This window comes from Actinotalea sp. (genome assembly GCF_041597215.1).
GTDB lineage: Bacteria > Actinomycetota > Actinomycetes > Actinomycetales > Cellulomonadaceae > Actinotalea.
In genome coordinates this window covers 1-9,897 of record NZ_JBFHHB010000115.1, presented here as the reverse complement: position 1 = coordinate 9,897, position 9,897 = coordinate 1, and the positions used below count along the sequence as shown (strand labels likewise).

Sequence of the window (9,897 nt, the reverse complement as noted above, 5' to 3'; positions counted from 1 at the left end):
CGAGGGCTCCTCCTCGGCGAGCGCGCGGAGGAAGCCTCCGGCGAGGTCCTCGATATGACGCGCGGCCCCGGCGAGGTCGGCGCGCTCGTACAGGTCGATCGTCGCGAGGGCCGCAGCACAGGACACCGGGTTGCCGCCGTAGGTCCCGCCGAGTCCGCCCCCGTGGACGGCGTCCATGATCTCCGCGCGGCCCGTCACTGCCGCGAGCGGAAGGCCGCCGGCGATGCCCTTGGCCGTGGTGACGAGGTCGGGGACCACTCCCTCGTGCTCGCAGGCGAACATGGCGCCCGTGCGGGCGAAGCCCGTCTGGATCTCGTCCGCGACGAAGAGCACCCCGTGCTCCGTGCACCAGGCGGAGAGCGCGGCCAGGAACCCGGGAGCCGGGACGATGAAGCCGCCCTCGCCGAGGATGGGCTCGACGACCACCGCTGCCACCTGGTCGGCGCCGATCTGCTTCTCGATCAGGCCCGTGGCACGGGCGGCCGCCTGGGCCCCGCTCAGCGGTGCGGCCTCCCGCAGCGGGTAGCTCGCCGGGACGCGGTACACCTCGCCGGCGAACGGGCCGAAGCCCGTCTTGTAGGGCATGGCCTTGGCGGTCATCGCCATCGTCAGGTTGGTACGCCCGTGGTACGCGTGGTCGAGGACGACGATCGCGTCGCGTCCGGTGGCCCGCCTGGCGATCTTCACCGCGTTCTCGACGGCCTCCGCCCCGGAGTTCACCAGGACGCTGCGCTTGGCGTGGTCGCCAGGGGTCAGTCGCGCCAGTGCCTCGCACACCGCGACGTATCCCTCGTAGGGGGCGACCATGAAGCAGGTGTGGGTGAAGGCCTGGGCCTGGCTAGCGGCGGCCGCGCTCACGGCCGGCGCCGCATTGCCGACCCCCGTGACGGCGATGCCCGATCCGAGGTCGATGAAGCTGTTGCCGTCGACGTCGACGAGGATGCCGCCTCCGGCGCGCTCCACGTAGACCGGAAGGGTGCTCGCAACCCCTGCGGCGACGACGCTGCCGCGACGAGCGGCGATCGCCGTGGACCTCGGCCCGGGGATCTCGGTGTGGATCGCGCGCACCTGGGCGACGTCGGTGGGGATGAGGGCATCGCGAAGGGCTGCGGATTCAGGGGTCATGGAGCGATGTTAACGGCCAGATCGGTGGCAGGGCAGGGGTCGGACAGGTGTTTTTCGTCGGATCTGGTGAACTCGTCGCAGATCAGGTCCCGCTCAGGAACACCAGGGATGATGGAGCAGGACACCGGAGGGGACGAGATGGCGTACGTGGTGGGACTGCTGGTGCTGCTGGTCGGGCTGCTGGCCTCGATCGCGCTGCACGAGGTCGGGCACATGGTGCCGGCCAAACGCTTCGGCGTGCGGGTGAGCCAGTACATGGTCGGCTTCGGCCCCACCCTGTGGTCACGCACCAAGGGCGAGACCGAGTACGGGCTCAAGGCCATCCCGCTCGGTGGCTACGTCCGCCTCGTCGGCATGTACCCGCCCGCCGATGCGGTCGGGGCCACCCCGGGCCGCGGACGGTTCGCCGGTCTCGTCGACGCCGCGAGGGAGGCGAGCGCCGAGGAGATCCGCCCGGGCGAGGAGCACCGCGCCTTCTACCGGCTGAGCACCCCGAAGAAGGTCGTCGTCATGCTCGGCGGGCCGATGATGAACCTGCTCATCGCCATCGTCCTGGTCGGGATCGTCTTCGTCGGGATCGGGACGAGCGGAGCACCCACGACGACGGTCGGTGTCGTCGGGACGTGCCTCCTGCCGGCCGACGCACCCGCCGACCAGGAGTGCACGGCGAGCGATCCGCAGGTCCCCGCCGTTCTCGCCGGTCTCCAGGTAGGTGACACGATCCTGTCCTGGGGCGGTGTGCCGATCGAGTCCTGGGCCGAGATCCAGGCCGCCATCGCCGCGACGCCCGGGACCGACATCCCGGTCGTCGTCGAGCGTGACGGGGCCGAGGTGGTCCTCACCGTCAGCCCGGTCACCGTCGACCGCCCGGTGCGCGACGAGGACGGGGCCGTCGTGCTCAACGCCGACGGGTCGGCTCAGCTCGCCCCTCAGCGGTACGTGGGCTTCAGCCCGACCTCAGGGCTCGAACGCCAGCCGGTCGGCTCGGTGCTCCCCGCCGTCGGTGATGCCGTGTGGCAGACCGGTGCGATCGTCGTCACCCTTCCCGCGCGCCTGGTCGACGTCGTCCAGGCGACGCTCGGCCAGGAGGAGCGCGACACGAGCTCTGTCGTCGGAGTCGTGGGGGTCGGGCGCTTCGCCGGGGAGATCGCCGAGGCGCCAGGTCTCGGCCTCGGGGAGCGCGTGGGCAGCATGCTGGGACTGCTCGCCTCCCTGAACATCGCGCTGTTCGTGTTCAACCTCATCCCGCTGCTCCCGCTCGACGGCGGCCACGTCGCCGGCGCTCTCTGGGAGGGCGCGAAGCGCCAGGTGGCCCGCTGGCGCGGCCTTGCCCGGCCCGCCCCGGCGGACGTCGCCCGGATGATGCCGGTCGCGTACGGGGTCTTCCTGCTCCTGGCCGTCGTCGGGCTGGTGCTCATCTACGCGGACATCGCTGCACCCGTCACGCTGTAGTCCGGTGCCGGTGCGCCTCGGAGGCGGTCGACCCTCCGGGTCGCCGACCGGCGTGGGCCCATTGCTGGGCGACGGCGTGGACCTGGCTCGCGTCGCCGACCAGCGCCCACGGCCAGGTGTCGAGGTGGCGCAGGGTGTGAGCCAGGTGCGGCCGGGCGCTCGGTCGGTCCCTGGCGAGCCAGTAGTAGAACGCCAGCGTGTTGTGCGCCTTGGCCTGGTTGACGGGGGAGGCGCCGTCCGGCCCGCCCGTCCAGCGGTCGACGGCCTGGCTCACCTCTGCTCGTACGGCGGGTGATCGCACGTACCTCTCCGCGTGGGCAGGAGAGCTCTCGGCGAGCGAGAAGTAGTGCTCGACATGCGCCGTGACGACCAGCAGCGCGAGCGCGCTCCCCGGTGGCGCAGCGGCGCTCGCAGCCCTCGCGACCTCGAGCATCTCCTCGTCCGAGCCGAACCACTTCGCCGATCGGTAGTGCAGCTCGGCCTCGTGGCCGCCCTGGTGATGGGGAGCGAGGAGGAAGAGCGCGCGGGTCCTGGAGTCGAGCTCGTCGGCGTCGACCTGCTGGCCGCGCGCCATCTCCACGAGCACCGCGCGCGGGCTCGGGTCCAGCGGGTCGTTGTCGATGGCCTCGCGGGTCAGCTCCTCCGCCTCGCGCAGCGCCGCGAGGAAGCCCTGGGCGTTGCGCGGTTCCCAGTCGGGCCCGCGCAGCTCCCACGCCCGGCGCACCGCGAGCATGGCCCGCACCGCCTGGGCGTTCGGGTCCGTCGGGCGGGAGCTCAACCAGGCGTCGAGCCATCGGCTGCGCCGCAGTCCCTGGACGGCGAGGGCGACGATCCGCGCGTAGCGCATGTCGTCGTCGACGGAGGCAGCGAGGAGCTCCGCCGCAGGGCGCCACTCGCCGCGCTCGGTCGCCGTGCGGGCGGCGATGAGGTCGACGTCCCCCAGCGCCCCGTCGGGGACGACGAACAGCTCCTCGTCCGGCTCGTCGAGAGCGGTCCGCCCCTCGGTCGCGACCGAGACCACGAGCCGTGCCATCCGGGTGGCCGACAGGGCGAGCAGGGCGAGGCCCATCATCCAGGACAGCGTCCACGCCAGGGCAGGGGAGGAGCCGAGGCCCGGACCGGCGACGAGGTAGACGAGCGCGCCGACCGCGACGAGGGACCCGACGTAGGCAGCGACGAGGCCCTGGGTCCTGCCCCCTGCCGGGCTGAACCACCACCGCGCGTCCTCGCGCATGCCCAGCAGCCCTGCCAGGCGGGTGCTCGCCACGGCGAGGAGCAGCAGGCCGACGACGACGAGGGCGAGCGCGCCGATGAGGGTGTACCCGGCCGGCGTGTCGAGGCTCACCAGCGAAAGCCTGCCACCCGAGGAGGGTGCCCGACAGGAGCACTGGGCCGGACGGGTGACCCCGGTCGTGGCGGTCACGCAGCCCGCCTCCGAGCGAGATCGTGCCGACGGGGGATACTGGACCGGTGAGCACTCCCATCTCCCTCGGCATGCCGCAGGCCCCCGCCCCCGTCCTTGCTCCGCGCAGGCCCACCCGCAAGATCCGCGTGGGCAAGGTGGAGGTCGGCGGTGACGCCCCCGTGAGCGTGCAGTCCATGACCACCACGCCGACCACGGACATCAACGCGACCCTCCAGCAGATCGCCGAGCTGACCGCATCGGGCTGCGACATCGTCCGCGTCGCGGTGCCGACCCAGGACGACGCCCTCGCGCTCCCGGCCATCGCCCGCAAGTCCCAGATCCCGGTGATCGCGGACATCCACTTCCAGCCGAAGTACGTCTTCGCAGCGATCGACGCGGGCTGCGCAGCTGTCCGGGTCAACCCCGGGAACATCCGCAAGTTCGACGACCAGGTCAAGGAGATCGCCAAGGCGGCCGCCGATGCCGGTGTCTCCCTGCGGATCGGCGTGAACGCCGGGTCGCTGGACCCTCGGCTGCTGGCGAAGTACGGCAAGGCGACGCCGGAGGCGCTCGTCGAGTCGGCGGTGTGGGAGGCGTCCCTCTTCGAGGAGCACGGCTTCCACGACTTCAAGATCTCGGTCAAGCACAACGACCCGGTCGTCATGGTGCGTGCCTACGAGATGCTCTCCGAGCGCGGCGACTGGCCCCTGCACCTCGGGGTCACCGAGGCCGGCCCCGCGTTCCAGGGGACGATCAAGTCGGCGACGGCCTTCGGGGCGCTCTTGAGCAAGGGCATCGGTGACACGATCCGCGTCTCCCTCTCCGCGCCGCCGGTCGAGGAGGTCAAGGTCGGCATCCAGATCCTGCAGGCGCTCAACCTCCGTCCGCGCAAGCTCGAGATCGTCTCCTGCCCGTCGTGCGGCAGGGCCCAGGTGGACGTCTACGACCTCGCCGAGCGGGTGACGGCCGGGCTCGAGGGCCTGACGGTCCCGCTGCGCGTCGCCGTCATGGGCTGCGTCGTCAACGGGCCGGGCGAGGCGAGAGAGGCGGATCTCGGCGTCGCCTCCGGCAACGGCAAGGGACAGATCTTCGTCAAGGGGGAGGTCGTCAAGACCGTCCCCGAGTCGCGCATCGTCGAGACGTTGATCGAGGAGGCGATGCGGATCGCCGAGACGATGGAGCCCGTCGAGGACGGCGCGCCCACCGTCTCGGTGAGCTGACGGGACCCGATCGGGCTCAGGTACGGCACAATCCCCGCATGGGCCTGCGGCGGGGGGACGGTCGGACGAGCGCCGTGGTGGGGGAGATCGACCTCGCCGAGGCGGCCGCCGTGTGCGCAGCCGATCCCGTGGCCTCGGTGCTCGCGGCGCAGCGGATCGAGGCGGCGAGGGACACCGGTGCGCGTCGCGGCGGCCCTGCGCTGTGGGGCGCACGGCGGGCGGGCGAGCTGGTCGGGATCTGCTGGGCCGGCGCGAATCTCGTCCCGGTGTGCGCGGAGCAGGACGACGAGGCGCTCGACGTCCTTGCGGGCATCGCCCTGCGACAGGGCCGCAGGTGCTCCTCGATCGTGGGGCCCGCCGGGCTGGTGATGGGCATGTGGCTGCGGCTGGAGCACGCCTGGGGCCCGGCGCGCGAGGTCCGTGCCGAGCAGCCGTCGATGGTGATCGACCACGCCCCTGCCGTGCCTGCCGACCCAGCCGTACGGCTCGGTCGGGTCGAGGACCTCCCGCTGCTGATCCCGGCGTGCGTCGCGATGTTCACCGAGGAGGTCGGCTACTCGCCCGTCGAGGGCGGTGGCGGCTCGTACGAGTCCCGCGTGCGCAGCCTGGTGGCCTCCGGCCGGTCCTTCGTGCGGATCGACGAGGGACCCGCCGGACCGGAGGTCGTGTTCAAGGCCGAGCTGGGTGCTGTCACCCGGCAGGTGGCACAGGTCCAGGGCGTGTGGGTGCCGCCCGCGCGACGCGGCCAGGGCGTGGCCTCCGCAGGGATGGCCGCCGTCGTCCAGGCGACGCTGCGGGACACCGCACCGGTGGTCTCGCTCTACGTGAACTCGTTCAACACCCCGGCACTCGGGGCCTACCGGCGGGCCGGCTTCCGCGAGGTCGGCGAGTACGCGACCGTGCTCTTCTAGCTGCCGACGCGGCTCACTTCAGGAGTCGCGACATCCGGCGGTCGGCGAGCGGCTTCCCGCCGGTCTGGCAGCGCGGGCAGTACTGCAGCGAGGACTCGGCGAACGAGACCTCCCGGACCGTGTCGCCGCACACGGGGCACGGCGCACCGGTGCGGCCGTGGACCTGCATGCCACGGCGCTTGGCGTCCTTCAGCTCGGCGGCCGGGCGCCCGTCGGCCGCGTCGACCGCTGCGGTCAGCACCTGCCGGATCACGCCGTGCAGGTGCTCAACGGTCGCCGCGTCCAGCCGCGCCGACATCGCGAAGGGGCTGAGCCGGGCCGCGTGCAGGATCTCGTCGGAGTACGCGTTGCCGATCCCCGCGATCTGCCGCTGGTCGCGCAGCAGTCCCTTGAGCTGCTGGTTCCGCGCGCGGGCCAGCGCCGCCAGGCGATCAGGGGTGAACTCCTGCGACAGCGGGTCGACCCCCAGTGAGGCGACCTGCTCGACCTCTGCCGGATCCATGACGACGTGGATCGCGAGGCGCTTGCGGGTGCCCTGCTCGGTCAGGTCGAAGCCGGAGCCGTCGTCGAAGCCCAGCCGGAGGGCGAGCGGGGAGCGCCCGGGCCGGACGGGCGTCGTGGGCAGGGCGTCGGACCACCGCACCCACCCCGCCCGCGACAGGTGGACGAGCAGGTGCGGCCCGGTCGTGGCGAGGTCGATCCACTTGCCGTGGCGACGGGCGCCGACCACCTGGGTGCCGAGAAGAGCCTCGGGGCCGGGCGCGACTGTCTTGAGAGCGCTGATCGCGCCGAGGGCGACGCTCGCCACCTCCCGGCCGACCGACCTGGCGGCGAGGAAGCGGACGAGGCCCTCGACCTCGGGGAGCTCGGGCACCCGACCATCGTGCCGCGCCGGCGGGCCGGGCGACAGGGGGAGCGGACCCTGTGGTGCCAGCGGACCGCGCGTCGGGCCCCTGCCTCGGCGCCACTAGGCTGACCGCATGCTGCTGAGGATGTCGACCTTGTTCGTCCGGACCCTGCGGGAGGACCCCGCCGACGCCGAGGTCCCGAGCCACCGGCTCCTGGTCCGTGCCGGGTACATCCGACGGGCGGCCCCCGGGATCTACACGTGGCTCCCGCTGGGCCTCAAGGTCCTGGCGAAGGTCGAGCGCATCGTCCGCGAGGAGATGGCGTCGATCGACGCGCAGGAGGTGCACTTCCCCGCCCTGCTGCCGCGCGAGCCCTACGAGCAGACCGGCCGCTGGACCGAGTACGGCCCCAACCTGTTCCGCCTGAAGGACCGTCGCGACGTCGACTACCTCCTCGCGCCGACGCACGAGGAGATGTTCACCCTCCTGGTCAAGGACCTGTACTCCTCGTACAAGGACCTGCCGCTCGCGCTCTACCAGATCCAGACCAAGTACCGCGACGAGGCCCGGCCCCGGGCGGGTCTTCTCCGCGGCCGCGAGTTCATCATGAAGGACGCCTACTCCTTCGACGTGGACGACGCCGGGCTCGACGCCGCCTACCAGCGTCAGCGGGAGGCGTACCAGCGCATCTTCATGCGACTGGGGCTGGAGTTCGTCATCGTCGAGGCGATGTCCGGGGCGATGGGCGGGTCGCGGAGCGAGGAGTTCCTCATGCCGACGCCCATCGGCGAGGACACCTTCGTGCGCTCGGCGGGCGGCTACGCGGCCAACGTCGAGGCGGTCACGACGGTCGCCCCGCCGGCGGTCGACTGGGCCGGGACCCCGGCAGCCCATGCGGAGGACACCCCGGACACCCCGACGATCGACAGCCTCGTCACCCTCTCCAACGCGCGCTTCCCACGCGCGGACCGGGAGTGGACGGCGGCCGACACCCTCAAGAACGTCGTGGTGGCGACCACGGATCCCGAGGGCAACCGCGAGGTGCTCGTCGTCGGGGTCCCCGGCGACCGTGACGTCGACATGACGCGGCTGGAGGCGTCCCTCGCCCCGCTCGCCGTCGAGACGGCGACCGATGCCGACTTCGCGCGTCACCCCGAGCTCGTCAAGGGGTACATCGGCCCGCAGGTGCTCGGCCGGGCGCACACCGGCTCCGAGTCCGCGCTGCGGTTCCTCGTCGACCCGCGAGTGGTCGACGGCACCCGGTGGATCACGGGGGCGAACGAGCACGGACGGCACGCCTTCGACGTCGTCGCCGGACGGGACTTCGTCGCCGACGGCACCGTCGAAGCGGCGTCGGTGCGCGCCGGCGACCCCGCGCCGGACGGCTCCGGCCCGCTGGAGCTGGCGCGTGGCATCGAGATCGGGCACATCTTCGCGCTCGGCCGCAAGTACGCGGAGTCGCTCGGCCTGACCGTGCTGAACGAGAACGGCAAGGCCGTGACCGTCACCATGGGGTCCTACGGCATCGGGGTGTCGCGGGCCGTCGCTGCCCTCGCCGAGACGAACCACGACGACGCCGGGCTGGCCTGGCCGGCCCAGGTGGCACCGGCCCAGGTGCACCTGGTGGCAGCGGGCAAGGACGAGGCCGTGAAGGCGGCCTGCGAGGAGCTCGCGGCGGACCTGGACGGACTGGGGATCGAGGTCCTCCTCGACGACCGTCCCCGTGTCTCGCCCGGGGTGAAGTTCGCCGACGCGGAGCTCCTGGGTCTTCCGGTCGTGGTCGTGGTGGGCCGCAGCCTCGCCGAGGGTGTCGTGGAGGTGCGTCTGCGCCGACCGGCCGATGCGGGCCTCGCGGCAGGCGAGCGGCCCGAGGCCGAGCGGGTCCCCGTGGCCGACGCGGCGGCGCGGATCGGGCAGATCGTGGCCGAGCTGGTCTGAGGCGGACTCAGGGGCTGGTGGTCGTCCCGGCGTCCGCCGGCTGGTCGCTCGTCGCGTCCGGCGCGGCGTCCTCGTCGACGCCGGGAAGTGCCTGCGGTGCACCGGTGAGGACGAGGAGCAGGTGAGCGTTCTCCTCCAGCGCGCTCACGAGCGCCGCGCGTGAACCGGGGTCCGCCTGGGCGACGAGGCCGGCGAGGCGCACGCCGAGTCGGGTCTCCAGAGGCAGCAGCCCGGCCAGGGCGTCGCCCTCCGGGTCGAGCAGCTCTGCCGGGAGCGCGTAGGCGGTACGTCGGGGGTCGAGGTCCGTCCCGGCGGCACCGAGGGCGGCGGCGAGGGCCTGGGCCGTGCTGCGGTGCTCGGAGGCGACGAGAGCGGCTCGCGCCCGCTCGTCGTCCTCCGCCCGCGCCGCGAGGACCTCCCAGGCCGCTCCGAGGGCGTCGTGCGCCTCGACGAGCCCGAGGAGGGCGGAGTCCTGCACGCCCGACGACGTCGGGCCCGCGTCGGCGCTCGTCCCGGACGTCGCCTCCTCGGTGGTCGGCAGGGCCAGGGTCGTCCCCGCGAGTCGCGCCTCGAGATCGGCGGCCAGCACCGAGCGGCTCGCCGCGATCGAGGCGAGCAGTCGGGCGAACCCACCGTCCTCTGCCTCGTCGGCATCGTCCGCGGCTCGCTGCCTCGCCTGCTCGAGGGCATCGATGACGTCCTGCGCGCCGGGGGTGGGTGCCGAGGTCGTGGGGCTCGAGGTCGAGGTGTCCGGTGCGGGCGTCGGCGTCGCGGTCCACGGCGTGTACACGCCGCCGAGCTCCTCGGCGTGCCGGCTGCTCGTCGCGGCGACGGCGAGGAGGACCTCGGCCAGCTCGGGGCGCTCCGCGAGCGCGGCCGATCCCGGATCGGCCGCGGCGGCCGTGGCCAGCTCGGCGATCGCGAGGGCGTCCGCGACGGCGTCCTGCCGCGCGGTCTCGGCGGCACCGGGTGCGGGCGTCGTCGGCGCGGGCGTCTCG

At 73.1% G+C, this 9,897-nt stretch carries 8 protein-coding genes; 4 read left to right on the top strand and 4 right to left on the bottom strand.

Annotated elements, in window-relative coordinates:
• On the bottom strand, positions 1–1,125 hold a 1,125-nt coding region (locus ABWK99_RS09540; RefSeq protein ID WP_372594464.1), incomplete at its 3' end, for an aminotransferase class III-fold pyridoxal phosphate-dependent enzyme.
• A gap of 108 nt (positions 1,126–1,233) precedes the next feature.
• On the opposite strand from ABWK99_RS09540, the gene ABWK99_RS09535 reads away from it, so the two are divergent.
• A complete protein-coding gene (locus tag ABWK99_RS09535; RefSeq protein WP_372594463.1) occupies positions 1,234–2,577 on the top strand; it encodes an RIP metalloprotease in 1,344 nt (447 codons plus the stop codon).
• On the opposite strand, the gene ABWK99_RS09530 is transcribed toward ABWK99_RS09535, so the two are convergent.
• Entirely contained in the window at positions 2,567–3,922 is a 1,356-nt protein-coding gene (locus ABWK99_RS09530; protein WP_372594462.1) for a hypothetical protein, read from the bottom strand. The two genes, ABWK99_RS09535 and ABWK99_RS09530, sit on opposite strands and share 11 nt — an antisense overlap.
• A gap of 125 nt (positions 3,923–4,047) precedes the next feature.
• Here ABWK99_RS09530 and ispG point away from each other — a divergent pair, with 125 nt between their 5' ends.
• Together ispG and ABWK99_RS09520 are read left to right on the top strand one after the other, a co-directional pair.
• The gene (gene ispG, locus ABWK99_RS09525) at positions 4,048–5,202 is read left to right on the top strand and encodes a flavodoxin-dependent (E)-4-hydroxy-3-methylbut-2-enyl-diphosphate synthase (RefSeq protein WP_372594461.1); all 1,155 of its coding nucleotides are present in this window, start codon (positions 4,048–4,050) and stop codon (positions 5,200–5,202) included.
• Between the two features lie 38 nt (positions 5,203–5,240).
• Positions 5,241–6,113 carry a GNAT family N-acetyltransferase gene (locus ABWK99_RS09520; RefSeq protein ID WP_372594460.1) on the top strand — a complete coding sequence of 291 codons (873 nt, stop codon included), beginning with the start codon at positions 5,241–5,243 and terminating at the stop codon, positions 6,111–6,113.
• 13 nt (positions 6,114–6,126) lie between these two features.
• On the opposite strand, the gene ABWK99_RS09515 is transcribed toward ABWK99_RS09520, so the two are convergent.
• Complete coding sequence (locus ABWK99_RS09515) at positions 6,127–6,987, bottom strand: Fpg/Nei family DNA glycosylase (RefSeq protein ID WP_372594459.1); 861 nt, start codon at positions 6,985–6,987, stop codon at positions 6,127–6,129.
• A gap of 106 nt (positions 6,988–7,093) precedes the next feature.
• Between ABWK99_RS09515 and ABWK99_RS09510 the strand changes: the two genes are divergently transcribed.
• On the top strand, positions 7,094–8,899 hold the full coding sequence (locus ABWK99_RS09510; protein WP_372594458.1) for a proline--tRNA ligase: 1,806 nt from the start codon (positions 7,094–7,096) through the stop codon (positions 8,897–8,899).
• A 7-nt stretch (positions 8,900–8,906) separates the two neighbouring features.
• On the opposite strand, the gene ABWK99_RS09505 is transcribed toward ABWK99_RS09510, so the two are convergent.
• Positions 8,907–9,897, bottom strand: a 991-nt coding sequence (locus tag ABWK99_RS09505) for a DUF4439 domain-containing protein (protein ID WP_372594457.1), incomplete at its 5' end; no start/stop codon positions are given.

Bases quoted from the DNA above. Each gene is read 5' to 3' on its own strand.
- ABWK99_RS09535 (WP_372594463.1), top strand. From the start codon at position 1,234: ATGATGGAGCAGGACACCGGAGGGGACGAGATGGCGTACGTGGTGGGA.
- ABWK99_RS09520 (WP_372594460.1), top strand. From the start codon at position 5,241: ATGGGCCTGCGGCGGGGGGACGGTCGGACGAGCGCCGTGGTGGGGGAG.
- ABWK99_RS09510 (WP_372594458.1), top strand. From the start codon at position 7,094: ATGCTGCTGAGGATGTCGACCTTGTTCGTCCGGACCCTGCGGGAGGAC.